The organism is Paenibacillus sp. cl141a (genome assembly GCF_900109305.1).
GTDB lineage: Bacteria > Bacillota > Bacilli > Paenibacillales > Paenibacillaceae > Paenibacillus_AQ > Paenibacillus_AQ lautus_A.
In genome coordinates, this window is record NZ_FNZO01000004.1 from 17,174 (window position 1) to 33,494 (window position 16,321).

General features: G+C 44.0%; 17 protein-coding genes, 1 tRNA gene and 1 riboswitch. Of the genes, 5 read left to right on the forward strand and 13 right to left on the reverse strand.

Annotated elements, in window-relative coordinates; translation table 11 throughout:
- Positions 1 to 138: 138 nt before the first annotated feature.
- The 3 genes from BMX45_RS12820 to BMX45_RS12830 form a co-directional block, all read right to left on the reverse strand.
- On the reverse strand, positions 139 to 867 hold the full coding sequence (locus BMX45_RS12820; protein WP_090910398.1) for an N-acetylmuramoyl-L-alanine amidase: 729 nt from the start codon (positions 865 to 867) through the stop codon (positions 139 to 141).
- Positions 868 to 1,539: 672 nt separating this feature from the next.
- Positions 1,540 to 1,635 carry a hypothetical protein gene (locus tag BMX45_RS31600; protein ID WP_012818867.1) on the reverse strand — a complete coding sequence of 32 codons (96 nt, stop codon included), beginning with the start codon at positions 1,633 to 1,635 and terminating at the stop codon, positions 1,540 to 1,542.
- 157 nt (positions 1,636 to 1,792) lie between these two features.
- On the reverse strand, positions 1,793 to 2,764 hold the full coding sequence (locus BMX45_RS12830; RefSeq protein ID WP_090910014.1) for an arsenic resistance protein: 972 nt from the start codon (positions 2,762 to 2,764) through the stop codon (positions 1,793 to 1,795).
- Positions 2,765 to 2,993: 229 nt separating this feature from the next.
- Between BMX45_RS12830 and BMX45_RS12835 the strand changes: the two genes are divergently transcribed.
- Both BMX45_RS12835 and BMX45_RS12840 read left to right on the forward strand, forming a co-directional pair.
- Positions 2,994 to 3,539: a cupin domain-containing protein gene (locus BMX45_RS12835; RefSeq protein WP_090910015.1), complete on the forward strand. Its 546-nt coding sequence runs from the start codon at positions 2,994 to 2,996 to the stop codon at positions 3,537 to 3,539.
- 777 nt (positions 3,540 to 4,316) lie between these two features.
- Entirely contained in the window at positions 4,317 to 4,874 is a 558-nt protein-coding gene (locus tag BMX45_RS12840; protein WP_090910016.1) for a dihydrofolate reductase family protein, read from the forward strand.
- Positions 4,875 to 5,331: 457 nt separating this feature from the next.
- Here the strand turns inward: BMX45_RS12840 and BMX45_RS12845 are convergent, their stop codons facing one another.
- The 8 genes from BMX45_RS12845 to BMX45_RS12880 all read right to left on the reverse strand — a co-directional run bounded on the left by BMX45_RS12845 (position 5,332) and on the right by BMX45_RS12880 (position 11,122).
- On the reverse strand, positions 5,332 to 5,442 hold the full coding sequence (locus BMX45_RS12845) for a sporulation protein YjcZ (protein WP_090910017.1): 111 nt from the start codon (positions 5,440 to 5,442) through the stop codon (positions 5,332 to 5,334).
- A 143-nt stretch (positions 5,443 to 5,585) separates the two neighbouring features.
- Complete coding sequence (locus BMX45_RS12850) at positions 5,586 to 6,287, reverse strand: IS3 family transposase (protein ID WP_254778057.1); 702 nt, start codon at positions 6,285 to 6,287, stop codon at positions 5,586 to 5,588.
- Positions 6,288 to 6,383: 96 nt separating this feature from the next.
- Positions 6,384 to 7,433, reverse strand: a complete 1,050-nt coding sequence (locus BMX45_RS12855) for a sensor histidine kinase (protein WP_090910399.1) — start codon at positions 7,431 to 7,433, stop codon at positions 6,384 to 6,386.
- Between the two features lie 52 nt (positions 7,434 to 7,485).
- Positions 7,486 to 8,166, reverse strand: a complete 681-nt coding sequence (locus tag BMX45_RS12860) for a response regulator transcription factor (protein WP_090910018.1) — start codon at positions 8,164 to 8,166, stop codon at positions 7,486 to 7,488.
- Positions 8,167 to 8,253: 87 nt separating this feature from the next.
- The gene (locus BMX45_RS12865) at positions 8,254 to 8,835 is read right to left on the reverse strand and encodes a class I SAM-dependent methyltransferase (RefSeq protein WP_090910400.1); all 582 of its coding nucleotides are present in this window, start codon (positions 8,833 to 8,835) and stop codon (positions 8,254 to 8,256) included.
- 83 nt (positions 8,836 to 8,918) lie between these two features.
- Positions 8,919 to 9,398 (reverse strand): DedA family protein, encoded by a 480-nt coding sequence (locus BMX45_RS12870; protein WP_175495102.1) that lies wholly within the window; start codon positions 9,396 to 9,398, stop codon positions 8,919 to 8,921.
- Between the two features lie 239 nt (positions 9,399 to 9,637).
- The gene (locus BMX45_RS12875) at positions 9,638 to 10,075 is read right to left on the reverse strand and encodes a hypothetical protein (RefSeq protein WP_254778058.1); all 438 of its coding nucleotides are present in this window, start codon (positions 10,073 to 10,075) and stop codon (positions 9,638 to 9,640) included.
- Between the two features lie 300 nt (positions 10,076 to 10,375).
- A complete protein-coding gene (locus tag BMX45_RS12880; RefSeq protein ID WP_090910019.1) occupies positions 10,376 to 11,122 on the reverse strand; it encodes a hypothetical protein in 747 nt (248 codons plus the stop codon).
- A gap of 212 nt (positions 11,123 to 11,334) precedes the next feature.
- On the opposite strand from BMX45_RS12880, the gene BMX45_RS12885 reads away from it, so the two are divergent.
- Both BMX45_RS12885 and BMX45_RS32235 read left to right on the forward strand, forming a co-directional pair.
- A complete protein-coding gene (locus BMX45_RS12885) occupies positions 11,335 to 11,601 on the forward strand; it encodes an Arm DNA-binding domain-containing protein (protein ID WP_090910020.1) in 267 nt (88 codons plus the stop codon).
- Positions 11,579 to 11,683: a tyrosine-type recombinase/integrase gene (locus BMX45_RS32235; protein ID WP_175495104.1), complete on the forward strand. Its 105-nt coding sequence runs from the start codon at positions 11,579 to 11,581 to the stop codon at positions 11,681 to 11,683. The genes BMX45_RS12885 and BMX45_RS32235 overlap by 23 nt, the downstream gene beginning before the upstream one ends.
- A 703-nt stretch (positions 11,684 to 12,386) precedes the next feature.
- On the opposite strand, the gene BMX45_RS12900 is transcribed toward BMX45_RS32235, so the two are convergent.
- Positions 12,387 to 12,458: transfer RNA gene (locus BMX45_RS12900), tRNA-Thr, on the reverse strand.
- Positions 12,459 to 12,567: 109 nt separating this feature from the next.
- Complete coding sequence (locus BMX45_RS12905; RefSeq protein ID WP_036664605.1) at positions 12,568 to 12,873, reverse strand: MTH1187 family thiamine-binding protein; 306 nt, start codon at positions 12,871 to 12,873, stop codon at positions 12,568 to 12,570.
- Between the two features lie 369 nt (positions 12,874 to 13,242).
- A riboswitch (cobalamin riboswitch) is annotated at positions 13,243 to 13,477 on the forward strand.
- A 192-nt stretch (positions 13,478 to 13,669) separates the two neighbouring features.
- On the opposite strand from BMX45_RS12905, the gene BMX45_RS12910 reads away from it, so the two are divergent.
- Positions 13,670 to 16,003, forward strand: coding sequence for a ribonucleoside-diphosphate reductase subunit alpha (locus BMX45_RS12910; protein ID WP_090910401.1), 2,334 nt, complete (start codon positions 13,670 to 13,672; stop codon positions 16,001 to 16,003).
- The last annotated feature ends 318 nt before the right edge of the window (positions 16,004 to 16,321 follow it).

The following is a 16,321-nucleotide window of genomic DNA, read 5'->3' on the forward strand; positions in this document are numbered from 1 at the left end:
GAAATATTAAGGGGAGCTTAAATTACGATTAAAGAGACATAAATTGTTCATCATGAACGCATCCTTGTGCATCTGCATCAAGGATCGGCTCCATTCGTTTGTGGGAGACACGTCATTCTAAAATCCCCGGACCATAGCCTATTCGGTCGTCACCGTAGCCGTCTTGGTCTTGTTATCCCATCCCACCTTGGCGCCTAATGCCTCACCGATGGCCCGGAGCGGTACATAGGTCACGCCATTCTCCAGCTTGCCATCTTCGATCTGCTTACCGTTTACAATGACATTGACTTTATCGCTCACCGCAGCAGCCCCCTCTTTCTTCTGAAGCCCCAGGTATTTGGCAATGCCGTTGACATGGCCACTCGCCAGAGCGTCCATCACGTCCTGCCATTTCAGCTTGGCTGCATCCGCTGCCACATCGATAAACAGGTTCTCGGTCAACACCGCAGGCATTTTAGATTCACGGACCATATGCAGGTTAGCCGCCTTCTGTCCTCGATCGCTTGCTCCGTAGGATGCAATCGCGCTCATGACCTCCGAATGAATAACATTCTGGAGTTTTACCGAACCCGAGCTTGGGGAGGTATATCGATATGACTCGAAGCCCCCTGCACCGCCGCCTGCGTTACAGTGGATGCTTACCAGGATATCGGCACCGGCGGCGTTTGCCTTATGGGTCCGTTCCGCCAATTCCAGAAACACGTCGGAAGAGCGGGAGAGGTATACCTGAACGCCGTCGTATTCGGCTTCCAATCGTTTTTTAACGGCCAAGGACAGCGCTAATACGATATCCTTTTCCTGCAGCCCGTTTCCGGTGGCTCCGGCATCCTTTCCGCCATGTCCTGCGTCAATCCAAACCTTTTTCACGATCATTCACCGCCTTTGTAGGTTGTTGAATAGCCTGGTGGCTAAATACAGCGAAGTAGGCCGCATCCCTTCCTTCCGCTCATGCTTCCACGTTTACTAGGCAAGCAACTATAGATCCTACTGCAAGGACGAGTATAATATATAAGATACTCCAATGGGGTGCGTTCGGTGTTTGCTGGAGCCTATATCGAATGGCCCGGTTACGGTTATGAGTTGACCTCTTGTGCTCAGTCCCAAGCTTCATTTCATCCGGAGTCCCTGATATTATGCATACAATGGAACTTTCCCGGAGATTGCCGTCATGTTAGGCAAGGCGGTGATTTCATCTGTGTTACTTCTATTCTAACCGATCGGAGACGGGTTATATGTCTGGATTCGTACTTATCGTGTTCGCTGCAGCTCTTATCATTCGTGGTGTCATGAGGATATGCAAACCCACATGGGGGTCCTTATATAAAATGTGGAACATAAAGTATGGGTCGGAGCCTGATTCCGACTACATTCGCTATATAAAATCCAGCGGGATTCTTCTTGTGGTTCTGGGATCGATCGTTCTCGTATCCGGGGTTCTGATGGTTATATTTTGAGCCCCGATACTTTCATCCCTTTAGGATTTAAAAAGCCCTGCCGACATGAGTCGGCAGGGCTTTTTGTTACGCGAAAGAAACGAAATTATACCCAGAAAGAAGCAGTAATGATGACCAACAAGATGAAGAGAACAAGAATCGCTCCGACAGAGTTATAGCCGCCGTATCCAACTTCGCCCATGAGATTCCCTCCTTTGCTTACGATACGATATAACGTATTCAAAATTTCATGAAGTGTCAGGGCGCATGGACTGTTCATAGACAAAAAATACCTTCGCCAGCCTCTGCCAGCGATCCGAATATCACCGGACGACGATATTTCCCGTTCAGTCAGGCGGTCATTTATTTTCGATTCGGTAAATCAAATTTGGCACGACACGTATATAAACAAGCTCGGCGATTAGCTCGATCACGGTTTGAGTGACGATTACAGCTGCTGCAATCGTAGCCATTTCCTCAGGCAGAGTAAGTGCTAAAGGAAGAACGACTAATGAATTCCGTGTCCCTGCACTAAATATAAGCGCTCTCCCATCCTTGGGTCCGATTCGAAAAAACGCCGAAGTCGCTCGTGAAATAAATGGCGTCATGATATGGAATAGAACATAGATGGGAATAACCGCTATGATAACGCTAAGGTCTTCATACACCCTACCGATTTGTGAAGCAATGACTACAAAAAGAACGATTGCCATAAAGGGTACGGGGAGCCATGCGGTTAATTGCAACGATTTTGAACCCTTGGCACTTTTCTTAGCCCAGAACTGTACCGCTAAAGCAAGAAGCAACGGGACGATAATCAAGAAGATAAATGCCTCGACAAATGGGCCGACCTTGACCATTTCTGCTGCTTCCGAGCCAAGGAAAAGCCACAAGTAAAACGGAAGCATAATGATTTGTACTACAAAAAGGATCGGTGTGGACGCAAGAATCAATCGCTCATTCCCTTTCCCTAACTGTGTAAAAACAATAACATAATCAATGCATGGCGTCAGAAGCACAAGGCAAACACCAAGTAAAACGGGAGCCGGTTGAGGAAATACCAAGGTTAGAATATAGACGAGAACCGGTGTTAGAACAAAATTCACAAGCAATAAAGCTCCTATAAAACGCCCGTTGGATAAAGCCTCCCTCAGCTTAAGGAACGGAATTTGACAAAACATGCTGAAAAGAAGAATGGCAATCATGAATGATATGGCAGGCTCAACAAACATGCCTGTGGTGGGACTTAATAAGCCAATTACCGCGCCTAATATCAAGGCTGCCGCATAAACGCCTATTTGATTCTTCTCTACACTCTCCAGTCTAAGCATTTGTTCACGCTCCACTTTTTACCCGAATTATATCACGGGATCAGCATATTTCTGTTTCCATTTCAGGCGCAAGGTAACTCAAAATCTGAAAGCGGCAGTCCAAGACGATATCCATGTCTTAGCTTACCGCTTGTCTTAAGTTATAGGCCCTAGCCCATTTTCGAATCGTTTAATTAGGCGGCAGCATAGGATAACCAGAAAATGATGAAATGATAAAAGGAGAATGAACATGTACCGCAATCCATACTACCCTTATCAAGTGTTTGATCCAAGATATCAATACTGGAACGATTACAACCGGCTTCATAACTTGAATCCTCATTATTTCAGTTGGTATGATGCCAGTCGAAATCATGATCATGAAAATATTCAAATAACGGATTATGGACGAAGACCACTTGTACTGAATATTGATCAAGCTGCGAAACAAAACAATACGTACCGAACCGCTTTATGGACAGGGAAACATTTACAAGTGACCCTAATGAGCATTCATGTTGGTGATGACATTGGACTAGAGGTTCACCCCACAACCGACCAATTCATACACATTGAACAAGGTCAGGGGCTTGTTCAAATGGGCGATAGCAAAAACAATTTAGATTTTCAACAAATGGCCTATGATGGTTATGCCATCATGATACCCGCAGGAAAATGGCACAATGTAACCAATACGGGCAGCGTACCGCTAAAAATATACGTGATATATGCCCCTCCTGAGCATCCATTTGGCACGGTCCATGAAACCAAAGCAGAAGCCATGTCTGCTGATTAGATCAAGATAAGGGGTAAATGAACGGATTACACAATAACGCCCCGGCGATTTGTTACTCTTAGAATTTTATAAATATTTATATGCCGTTAGAAAACCGAAGCCCGTCAGCTTATTGCTGGCGGGCTAAAGTGTAATACTAAAAATATATAGCGAGACTAAAAAAACATAAACAACACGAAATGATGGACAAGAACAGTTTGTTATCTTCACTTTCCCCTCTTTTCACTCCTACAATGTGTATTAGGTATCCGGCACTGACGGACAGCGTTACAAACCCTTAATATAACGTTTTGTGAGAACTGAACCAAACGCATATAACAAAAATAAAGGCTATCCACGTGAATATATATCTCAAAGCTTTACATGGTTTATCGCCCCAAAATATCACCTCAAGGAAATGTTGCATTTCACCTTCTGTAGTAGACAGTTTAATTTCACGTCTGGACATATCGATCAGACAGCAGTGCCTGTAAACTCTATACTCTTTATACTCATCAAACAGCCTTAAGGTAACGGCACAGTGCTCATGAAAAGACTTAGCTATAGCTTGTTAGATTAACTTACAGATAGCTACTTGCAAATTATTTTGAATATTCTACTTCTTAAGGGATCTATAAATACCAATGATCAAAGCAATTAATGAAAGCCCAGAAACAAGAAAATAGAGAGAGGAAGAACAAGATCATTTTAACAAGGTTGGGCAGATTATGACATAAGGTGACGTATTTGAGGTCTATACTGGATGGTAGATTAACGTAACGAAAGGAGCAATAAAGCATGACACGAAGAATAATTTTAGATTTAGCGGTTACTTTGGATGGTTTTATTGAAGGAAAGCATGGTGAAGTTGATTGGTGCATTATGGACCCTGAGATGGGGTTTAATCATTTTTTAAATCAAATCGATACCATTCTATATGGAAGAAAAAGCTACGATTTATGGGGACAATTCACTCCGGAAATTGGACATACGGATTCAGAAAAAGAATTTTGGGAAATGGTTCACAGCAAAGAAAAGTATGTATTTTCCAGGACACAAAAGAGGACTGATCATAACGCAATATTCATAAATGATAGCATTTTTGAAGAAGTAAATAAATTAAAGAATAAGCCCGGTAAAGACATCTGGCTGTACGGTGGAGCAAGTCTTATTACGACTTTTATCAATTTGGGACTTGTTGATGAATATCGATTATCCGTTCACCCTGTCGTTTTGGGAGAAGGGAAACCGCTGTTTGTGGATATAAAACAAAGGCTGAATTTAAAAATGGTGGATACAAGAACGTTCTCCTCAGGCGTTGTACAACTTATCTATCATTTTGATGGGAACGAATAATATTGCATATTCGCCAACACAAACAAATAACGGCTCGGTTCCCGATTGACGGAAAACCGTGCCGTTATTGACGTTATGAAGATGCTGGTGAAGGGAATTGAACCCTTAGAAGAGTATTTATCATTAATGACAAAAAATAAAGACATCTAACACCGCTCGGTTTGAATTTAGCCAACATACTCTTCAGCTTCTCCATAGCCAAACCTTGCTTGTGTGTTTAGAGCTATGTCACATGATATTCAACTTCTTAATTGTGGGTGACTTAAAACTCCCCCGCCAGCCTAAACCAGCGGAGTGCAAGAAGCTGAAGAATGTCCTCTGTGTCGGAAGGAGCACATTCCTGGATTCATTATATTGTCCTCCTTACGTTCAAGAACAAATTAAATAACTTAAATTTTGTTCATGTGAAGAGACCCCACCTAAATTTGCAGGCAGGGTCTTTGTCATTCGGGGAGTATTAAACGAAGGCACTTGTAATGATTACCAATAAAATAAAAAGAACGAGAATTGCCCCGACTGAATTATTAACTCCATATCCCCCAGCTCTTTCATAACCGACTTCGCTCATAGTAATATCCTCCTTCTTGTCAGATACGATACAAGGTATTCAAATAATCATGAAATGTCAGGGCGGAAATGCTTTATAAATAAAAAAAGAACCCCGCCAGCCTTGTTGGTCAAGACCCCATTTAGTGGACATTGAAAAAACACCTAGGCCGCAAACTGGCGTCGGTACTCTACCGGCGTCAGTTTATTTAATTTGCGCTGTAGTCGTCCTCGATTATAAAATTGTATGTATTTCTCAATTCGGCTTTGTGCCTCCGTTAGATTTCGGATATTATAAGGATAGAGCCCTTCCGTTTTGAGATGCGAGAAGAAGCTCTCCATGGAGGCGTTGTCTAGGCAATTGCCCCGTCGAGACATGCTGATTTGGGCGCTAACCTTTGGCAGCATGTCGTGATAAGCATGAGACGTGTACTGGAACCCCTGGTCGCTGTGAACGACCAATCCGGTCACGTCTTTTTGTTTGGCAAACGCTTTGGTAAATGTCTGCAAAACCAGTTCATTGTCGTTACGCTCGCTGAGCTGGTAGGCCACAATCTCGTTGTTAAATAAGTCTTTCACGGCCGAGAGATACAGCCAACGCTCACCCACCCGGTATTGGGTTACATCCGTTACCCATTTTTGGTTTGGTTTTTCCGCCGTGAAATTACGCTTAAGCAGATTCTCAGCCACACGTTCCGCGGCCTTGTAGACCATGTTGAATTGGCGCTTCTTGCGAATTCTACCTTGGAGTCCAAGTTCTTGCATGAGACATAGTACCTTTTTGTGATTCATCCACACACCCTGATCCTGCCACAGGAACAATTGGGTTTGTCGGTAACCGTACTTCCCTTCGTAGCGTTTGTACACTCTGCGGATCAGCCGTCACGTAGTAACTTCCTTTGGGGACCAAATTAGATGTGTTGTTCCGGAACTTTATTTTCTATACATCTTGGCCGTTCACTTTCACTGGACAATCTTGCTATTCACATTTTCTTCAAGAGGCAGAGTAAGAGTGAATTTAAATATATTGTTTTTATAATTGAGGATTAAAGTTCCTCCATGCAATTCAACAATATTTCTGGCTATTGAAAGACCAAGGCCGGCTCCCGTTTGAATGCCTTCACTACTCCGTGAATGATCAACTTTATAAAAACGATCAAAGAGTTTATTTTGTTGTTCTTGCGTCAAGGAATTTCCTTTATTTTCGATCTCTATTTTTATTTGCTTATTATCCGATTTCATTAAAATACAAACGGCTCCCGGTTTTACAGAGTACTTAAGAGCGTTCATCAGCAGATTGTCAATTGCTCTAGCAATTTTTTCACTGTCAATGAGGGATATAACAGGAGAGTCCCCTATCTCTTTCACAATATGGATACTGTTCTCTTGGGCGATCGGTTCAAATTCAAAAAGTAATTGATTGAGGAGTTGGAATACATCGATCTTCTTTAGGTCCAAGCGCGTTTCGATTGAAGTAAGTCGGGTATATTCAAACAAATCATCAAGCAATTTTTTTAAGTGAATAGCTTTGTTATAAGTGTTTTGAACAAATCGAATATATTCATCTTGATTTTGAAATGAATTTGTTCTTAAAAGTTCTATATAACCAATAATGCTTGTAAGAGGTGTACGTAAGTCGTGCGAAATTCCGGTGATCATTTCCATCTTGGAGTTTTCTAGTTCACGTTCCTTTTCAATCTGCCGCTGTAAACGTTCCGCCATCAGATTGATGTTATATGCAACTCTCCCGAGTTCATCCTTTCGATGAACATCCACTCGGTGTGTTAAATTCCCTTCAGAAATGATTTGCAACCCATTTTCCAAATTGATTAAGTCTTTAACGATTCGTCTAGTCAACCCCAGGAATGTAAAAATAAATATTCCTATGAACAGAGGGGTCATGAAATAGGGATAAACATTTCGCAATACATCCCATTCCCATGCGTTTGAGATTTCCACAAGAAAAATAAGCGAGTTGTTAATTGTGACAGCAATAATCAAACTGATCATCATTCTAATTAAAATGTTGACCTGGATTTTTTTTTGCCTTTTTGGCTTTTGTACATCAGTCAATTTTATAGCCCACTCCCCAAACCGTTTTGATATACTGGGGTTCTCTTGGTGACTCTTCAATTTTTTCTCGCAAATTACGAATATGAACCATTACGGTATTATCAGCATTTCCGTACGGATCTTTCCATACACTTTCATAGATCTTATTAGAGCTAAAAACTTGACCTGGGCGGCTTGCAAGCAACTCTAGAATCGAAAACTCAAGAGGGGTTAGCGAAATATTGTTCCCTTTTAACGTAACGGAATGTTTAGCCTTATCAATAGCAAGATCTTTTATGAGTATTAGCGAACTAAATTCTTCTTTTCCTATTAATGATTGTCGCCGCAGTTGAGCTTTTACTCGAGCGAGCAACTCTAAAGGATTAAAGGGTTTTATCATGTAATCGTCCGCTCCAGTAATAAGACCCGTAATTTTATCAATATCTTCTTCTTTGGCTGAAAGCATAATAATGGGAGTGTTCGATATTTCCCTTATTTTAATACAGGCACTAATACCATCCATTCGAGGCATCATAACATCCAGGATGATCAACTGGATTGATGTTGTTTTAATTACATCCAGCGCTTCCAGACCATCGACAGCTTCAATTACACGATATCCTTCATTTCGCAAATATACGTGAATGACATCTCGAATTTCTGAATCGTCATCTACAACAAGTACTGTATTCATATAAGTGCTCCTTTTTTAGTGATTAAAGCTACTACAATCGCAAATTAAAGTAACCCTGTAAATATATTAAGTGAGTTTCATATTCAATTACAGAGTCTCCCTTTTGCGACAGATGTATACGAAAGCTGGTGGGAAATTGAATGGCACGAACTCAATTTTTTCGATTACAAATTCTTCAGCTAATTTTTTTTTCATTTGAAGAGAGTACTGAAACGCAACAAAAATCCCTCCTGGTTTAAGTGCCTCAATAATCTGATTTAGTAAAGTTTCTCTCATTTCACTTGTGAAATTAAAAAATGGTAGCCCGCTTATAATGCAGTCTAGCTGATTAATCCCATCTTGATTCATTTTTTTTACTAATTGGCATGCATTAGAATGACATACGAAATCCGGGTAATCTATTTTTAAATTATTTCTCATTTTCTTATCTCGTTCAAACAATAACACCTTTGTTGATTCATTTAATTGATTCTTCATGGAACGTGTGATAGCACCTGTACCTGCCCCAAGCTCAGCAACCGCCGTTACCTCATTCCATGGTACAGACTGAATCATTTTAGCAGCTAAAAATCGAGAACTAGGTATAACACTCCCTACTCGTTGTGGATTCTTGAAAAAGCCTTGCAAAAAAAGTAAAGACTCATTGATATTCAACTGTTTTCCCCCCATTATTTTATCCTTATTAATCACAAGAGCATTAAAGATTAAAGTGTACATTCACTTCTCTTCTAGAAAGCTGAACATTGGATTAATTAAAATACGATCTCCCCCAAATATCTGCCGGCAGTAAAAAACAATACTGTCCATACAAAAACACTAGAGAAAGATATAAGGGCAAATTTTTTGAATTGAACCCCTTTTAGTCCAACAACTAAAGGAATAATATACCGAACAAGTGGAATGAATGCTCCTAGACACATTGCCAAATCTCCTCGTTGCTTAAATATCTTTTCTGCTTTCTGAAAGTGACGATTATTTTGAAATCTAATACTAATATTCTTTCCAAGAATTCTGCCTGCAAAATAAGATATTGTAATGGCTGTTAATAAGCCAATGAAGATGAAAATATAGGTTATCCAGGGATCTAAAACACCAGTGTTACTTAGTATGCCACCTGTTAATATCGTTACTTCATTTGGAACCGGAATTCCAAATGGCCCTAGGGAGAAAGCTAGGAAAAATGCCAGATAACCGTATTGCTCAACTAGTTGTATGATGGTATCACTTATCATGTTTTAGCTCCTCGCAATGTTTTCGACATGAACATAATAACGAAAAAGTCTAAGGATTTACTGTGGTTATATCTAAAGAAAATCTGAAGATTTCGCTGAATGCGAAATTTTCAGATTTTTTAATGAAAAACGTCTATTTTACAAAAAGCGGCAACCTAAGATTTAATCGAATCTTAAGGTTGCCGCTCTTTGTATACTTTCAAAAATCCTCAATATCTTGCTCAAAAAATCCCATGAGCTTAAGCGTGTTGGCCATGCTCTCTGTATTCGCCGAATTGTACTGTCACTAAGACCATGCCGGAAGAAAAACAGCGTCTCCTTGTAAGAGTAGCCCTGCATGTACCTGTAACCGACAGCTTCCTTTCATCCTCGTCTTGAATCAATCCAAATGCCCTCTGAAGCTGTTGCGTGTAAAACTTGTACTGCTTATACACCCAGCGCTGCTTTTCTATCAGAATCGTAGCGTTGGCCGTCTTATCAGCATGCAGATCCTCCTGATCGATGCGACGAGCTGCTTCGCCATCAATGGCCACTTGTTTAAGGTCCTGTTGAAATTTCTCAAAATCCTGCATGAGCATAGTCATCTCTTTATATTTTCCGAGCAGGAATTTTGTGCGCTGGATCTCCGCTTTATTTGCTTTTGGAAAGAGCTCTCCTTGTCCCCATGTCATCGCCATTCCCCTCAATCCCCTTTGTGTTATAATCATTGAGAGGAATATATTACCGATCGACCCCCGCCCCTGCCACGGATGAGGGGGTCTTTTCATTTAATTTAATATAATTTCCTATATATCAGATCGCTGCCTACTTACTCTTTTCGAGGTGAAAATGATGAATGGTAAGATATTTGTTATTGTCATGGTTTTTATTTTGCTGGTAATTGGAGCTTGCGCTTTATTTTTAGCACAACTCCTTAATTCTCTTTAAAGAATGTGTACCCCGGTCGGCTTCGACCGGGGCTGAAATACAATTTTCTTTTAAGCAACTCCGTTACGCCAGGTCGCTTCCTCCGTACGCTTACGTTTTAGCAATTCTGGGAAATCAAGCGGATGGTCAGGGAGTGATGGTCGCTGAGCAAGAATGTACTCTTCCAACTCTTCCTTGCTAATCTCTTCATCGCTGGAAGCCCGGCTTTCCTCAGTTTCAGAGTTCTCGTTCGCTGCAGGCTCTTGATCAGCATCCTCGAAGGTCATCTCGTGTCCATCCGGTTCATCCGCTTGCTGCTGTTCTTGCATCCATTCAGGAAGATCAGAACCTTCTTGCTTCGAACCCTCACCCATGATTTCCTTTTCGTAATCATTCAGCTCGTCCTCTTCTACTTCCGGCGGAGGGTCTCCTGCAGGATCCTTAACTTGTCCACCACTGTGTTCAGCGAACCCCTCTGAGCCAGACTCATCGAGGTCAAGCTCAGCCTGATTTTCATCCTTTTGCTCATCCGGTTGTTCAACCGTTGTCACCACACCAGAGGCATCTGCAGTTACGCGACGGCCACCTTGGTAAAGTTTGTAGGCTTCGTCTTCATCCTCTTCGAAGTCGAATGCCATTTGCGGATATCCAAGGAATACATTGAGCTCGTCCCCTTGGTTGTTACTTAAGTACACCAAATGCGGTAATGCTGCTTTAAGCGGAAAAGTCAGTTTAATCTCAACCGTCGCCTCCCCGAATTTGATACCTTTTGTCAATTCTCCAGTAAGCTTCGCAAAATCTTTCCCTATATCGATCACTTTCCCTTCTTCTTTTTAGACGGCCCTTCAATCGAATTGAGGACAACCGATTAGAAGCATTTGTAGATAGTAAACCTATACAGTTTAATGATTTGGACTACACGATTGACTGACTATCAGTTTGAGACTCAGTCACCTCGCCAGTAGGTACTATAACTCCGCCTACCGGTTTGTTATTCAAAAAAAGGATATCGAGGAACTTCTAAGATTTCATGGAGATGAGTTTTAAGCCGGGATTAGCATTGAGAGAACATGTGGCTCAGAAAGGAAACAAGTATTATATTGTCGTTGACATGCGTGATGAAGTCACTAATAAAAGACGAAGAAAATGGATATCTGGTCCGAATGGTGGGTTCGATAAAAAGAGAGATGCCGAGCGTGGTTTGCCTGAGATCCTTAATTCGCTTAATAACGAGACTTTTGGTCGGACCTACGAAGAAATCTTTTGGGGAGATCATGGAGACTTGGCTTCAAGATAAAAAAACATCCGTCAAACATGGGACATGGAAATCCTACGAGTGGCTTGTGTATACTCACATAATCCCAAAAACTTGGGTTTAATAAAAGCCACGAAACTAAAACCACAACACTTCCATGACTTGTATCACAAAACCCTACTTGCCAAGCTTACAGTTGGATCAATAAAAAAAGTTCATGTCATCATACTGGACGCTTAACCGAGCAGTTATTTGGGGCCTGGTATCACAGAATGTAGCTCAATATGTAACCCTTCCCCAAGGGAAAAAGGAGAAATTTGAAGTGTGGAACGAGCAGCAGCCTGAAAACGTTCCTTGATGCAGTAAAAGATGACCAGTATTACACGGATTTTGAATTGGCAGCTTCAACCGGCATGAGACAAAGTGAGATCTTGGTATAAGCAGAGTAGATGTTGATCTTATGAGGAGAATGGCTTCAGTCCGCCAATCTTACACTCTTGCAGAGAAAGGACACGACTTTGACGATACCAAAAATGATAGTAGCATTCGATCAATCGCTCTATTTGCTAACACTGTACAAATTCTCCGAGTGTCTAGGCCATTCTTCTATTAATGTAACCTTAGATACCTATTCCCACGTACTACCCAACTTGCAAAAAGCTGTTCTAAATACAATTGGTGACTCGATCTTAGGGAACCAAATCGAGGACGAAAAACCCACTTTACTCGACTAAAGGTTAGAAAAATGTTAGAAGCGTAGGTTATTAAACAAAAACGGCGCGATTCCGAAAACTCGGAAAACCGCGCCGTTATTGACTTTATGAAGATGCTGGTGAAGGGAATTGAACCCCCGACCTACGCATTACGAGTGCGTTGCTCTACCCCTGAGCTACACCAGCACATGTGGTTTGATGATCCTTCCTCACGAAACAACAAAAATTATTATAATACTTCGACAGCAAAATGCAAGTCCTAATCTAACGGGAATATCCACCGGATTTGGCGGCATTACCCGCCTAACTTCTCCTGCACGGATTGGATCTTCTGTTTGCTCGAGGAGACCTGGTCCCTGCGGTCGTCAATTTTAACGGAAGTCGATACGCGCTTGGCCCCGGACAGAAAAGGCGCTTCATGCAAAGCCTCAATCGCCCGCCAGATCATGTTTAGCTCTCCCTCGATGATCGTGCTCATCGAAGTCAGCTCATAGGAAATCCCGTCCTGCTGTTTCAATATTCGCTGCATCTCGGCGACATAAGCGCTTAAACTCGTGGTTGCGGTTCCGATCGGAATCACCGTTACTTCTGCTATTGCCATCTGAACAACCTCCCTCGTCATATCTCAATCATGCGATACTCTTCCATTTTCCAATTCCAATTCCGGATATGGATATCATACCAATTTCGGTCCGCCATATCAAAGCCCTTCAATTTTAGCCTCACACAAGATATAGTGTATCCTGCCCGCCTCATCCATACGGTAATATCCTATTTTGTCAAAACGAGAATATACGCGGTATCTGTGCAGAAAAGGTCGCATTTGGTCACAATCCAGGAAATCTTATCGCCTTTTGACAGTTTCTTAACTGGCACAATGACCGCTCGTTTGCTATAATTCTTTTTGCGTTCAATTTTAAGAATATGGTTTACAAACACAATATATTGGGTTAAATTAGATTAACAACAACCAAATATAGTGTATATAGGTGCCGGATCAACCCATAAGGCAGTCCGGCTTAATAGGGAAGCATGGTGTAAATCCATCACGGTCCCGCCACTGTAAGGGCTCTTAGGCTGTTCATCATTTTTTCAGCCCTTCCTCTTACGGCATAGCCACCGAAGAATCGGATCAAGGTTTTCGGGAGGCACCGCCGGGAGGCAGATGCCCGAGTCAGAGACCTGCCTATATGCAGCAGACACCAACCTACGGGGCTTTAGGTAAGTGTTCGTTAAACTTGCGTCTGTACATAACATCATGCCCGTTCAAGGGCTTATGTCAAACGTCATTTCCGATCACAGCGCACGGACATTTTCAAGCCTGCCCGCGGGTTTTAGAAAATGTTTTTTTGATGTCCTTTTTCATATTTCCCCCGAAGAAAGCGAGGAATTTATTCATGCCCCAGCTCGTAGTTAAACCGAACAACCGTCAGCTCGCCTTTGATGAAATTCGCCTCTCCGTCTATGCCGACCGGACTCTGAAAGGATTGGACATGCTCGATAAGGAGCGTCTGCTTCGCGGCGTCAATGCCAAATTGCGCGGTGAGCAAGTTACCGGCGAAGAAATCAGCAGCGCCTTCACGATGTCCGCCCTTGAGCTTGTAACCAAAGAGGAGCCGAATTGGAAGTTTGCAGCTGCGCGTTCGTTTCTGACCTCTTTATATAAAAAAGCGGCCACCAACCGCCGATACAAAGCATATCCGGAAGAGCCGTACGGTGCCTTCTACCCGCTCATTACGGAGCTTGTACAGAAAGGCATCTATCGCGAGGATCTTCTGACCAGCTACACGAAGGAGCAAATCGAAGAGCTCGGCGAATGCATCGATCCAAGCCGCGATCTGCTGTTTGACTACATCGGTCTGTTGACGCTCGCTGAGCGTTACCTGGCAACCGATTTTGACGGTCGCGTCATGGAGCTGCCGCAGGAGCGCTACATGGTGATTGCCATGTTCCTCATGCACAACGAGCCTGCCGACAAGCGTCTGGACCTTGTCAAAGAAGCCTACTGGGCCATGAGTAATCTGTACATGACCGCCGCTACGCCGACGATGTCGAATGCAGGCAAAAAAGTAGCCGGCCAGCTGTCCAGCTGCTTCATCGATACCGTGGACGACTCCCTGGAAGGAATCTTCGATTCCAATACGGACATTGCCCGTCTCAGCAAAATGGGCGGAGGCATCGGGGTGTACCTCGGCAAAGTCCGTGCACGCGGCTCCGATATCCGCGGACACAAGAACACCAGTTCCGGCGTTATCCCTTGGATTCGCCAGCTGAACAACACCGCTGTTAGCGTGGACCAATTGGGAACCCGTAAAGGCGCCATCGCGGTGTACCTGGACGTGTTCCATAAAGACATTCTGTCCTTCCTGGATCTGAAGCTGAACAACGGAGACGAGCGCATGAGAGCGCATGACGTGTTCCACGGCGTATGCCTGCCCGACCTCTTCATGGAGGCCGTCGAAGCGCGTGAAGAGTGGAGCCTGTTCTGTCCGCATGAAGTGAAGAAAATCATGGGCTGGAAAGACGAGAACGGCCGTCCGCTAGGCCTGGAGGACTTCTATGACCATACTCAAGGCGAAGGCGAATTCCGCCAAAAATACGCGGAAGCCGTAGCGAACCCGCTGCTGCCGCGCATTACCGTACAAGCCATCGACATTATGAAGCGCATCATGAAGTCCCAGCTTGAAACGGGTACGCCGTACATGTTCTACCGCGACACGGTCAACCGTGCGAACCCGAACTCGGCTCATGGCATGATCTACTCTTCCAACCTGTGCACGGAGATCATGCAGAACCAATCTCCGACGGTCGTTGAGCAAGAGGAGCTGGTTACGAAAGACGGCCAAACCCGGATCGTGATTTCCAAGATCCCTGGCGATTTCGTTGTCTGCAACCTGAACTCCATCCACTTGGCTCGTGCCGTACCGGCCGGTGTGCTGGAGCGTCTCGTTCCGATCCAGGTTCGCATGCTGGATAACGTCATCGACATTAACAATATTGAAGTTCTGCAAGCTCAATACACCAACAGCCAATATCGCGCGGTCGGTCTCGGCACCTTCGGTTTGCACCACTTGCTGGCGCTGGAAGGCATCCGCTGGGAATCCGACGAAGCCGTTGCCTATAATGACAATCTGTACGAACACATCAACTACCTGCTCGTCAAATCCAGCATGGAGCTGGCCAAGGAAAAAGGCCACTATCCGAAATTCAAAGGCTCCGATTGGGAGAGCGGCGAATACTTCACGTTCCGCGGTTACACCGACGGCGAGCATGAAGGCAAGTTCGTGACCACCGAGCAATGGCGTGAATTGCAGCAGGAAGTGCAAGCGAACGGCGTTCGTAACGCATGGCTGTTTGCCATCGCGCCGAACGGCTCCACTTCGATTATCGCGGGTTCCACGGCGAGCATCGATCCATTGTACGAACTTCTGTCTTATGAAGAAAAAACCACGTATAAAGTGGCGAACCCTGCTCCGGATCTGTCCGAGAAAACGATCTGGTACTATAAAACGGCTTTCTTGATCGACCAGCATTGGTCCATCAAAATGGCTGCCGCCCGTCAGCGTCACGTTGACCAAGCGCAAAGCTTTAACCTGTATGTCCGCCCTGATATCCGGGCTTCGGAATTCCTGGAGCTGCATCTGCATGCCTGGAAAGCCGGCATCAAATCCACGTACTATGTACGCAGCCGCGCGCTGACGATTGAAGAGTGTGAGTCGTGCGCAAGCTAAGAGTTTAGATTAACCTTTTTCGAACCCACCCAAACCCTCCCTTCCAAGGGAGGGCCCCAAGGGCTCTGCCCTCTGGACACCCGCAAGGTGGGTAGGGTGTGAATGAGGCGCTTCTTAAGTTGCTTTAGTGGCTAGGAGCGCTTTCTCCCTGCGGGAACGCTGGAATGCGGCGCGGAGACGAATGCGCTGCTTCGCGCGATTTGTTGAGCTACTGCCTGCTGGGATCGTCTCCCCTCGGGAATCGCTTCTCATACGGTGCGGGGACCATTGAGTTACTTCGCGCGATTTGTTGAGTTGCTGTCTGCTGGGATCGCTCTC